Source organism: Microbacterium paludicola (genome assembly GCF_039529675.1).
In the GTDB taxonomy this organism is placed as follows: Bacteria; Actinomycetota; Actinomycetes; order Actinomycetales; family Microbacteriaceae; genus Microbacterium; species Microbacterium paludicola.
Map to the genome: position 1 here is coordinate 1 of NZ_BAAANG010000051.1, position 502 is coordinate 502.

Annotated in this window: 1 protein-coding gene; it reads right to left on the reverse strand. The window is 67.7% G+C overall.

The features are described from left to right. Positions 1 to 502: transposase (locus ABD161_RS15585; RefSeq protein WP_344005056.1), on the reverse strand; the 502-nt coding region annotated here is incomplete at both ends.

A 502-nucleotide genomic window follows, 5' to 3' on the forward strand; every position in this document is an offset into this window, starting at 1 on the left:
CCGACGAGTCGGATGATCGCGTCGCGGTTCGGAAAGATCCCGACCACGTCGGTGCGGCGGCGGATCTCCCGGTTGAGGCGCTCGTTCGGATTGTTGGACCAGATCTGCCGCCAGATGCTCTTCGGGAACGCGGTGAACGCGAGGATCTCCTCGCGTGCGGCCTCGAGGTGCTCGAACGATCTGGGGAGCTTGTGCTCGAGGGCGTCGAGGACCCGGTCGAACTGGGCGTGCACCGCGTCGGCGTCGGGCTGGTCGAACACCGTCCCGAGCAGCGTCTTCACCCACGGCCAGGAGCTCTTCGGGGTCACGCTCATCAGGTTGGCGGCGTAGTGGGTGCGGCATCTTTGCCAGCTGCCGCCGACGGTCGCGCCGATCGCTGCGACAAGACCTGCGTGCGCGTCGGATGTGACGAGCTTGACGCCGCTCAGGCCTCGGGCGACGAGGTCGCGCCAGAATGTCAGCCAGCCGGCGCCATCCTCGGTCGAGTTGACCTGCAGGCCCA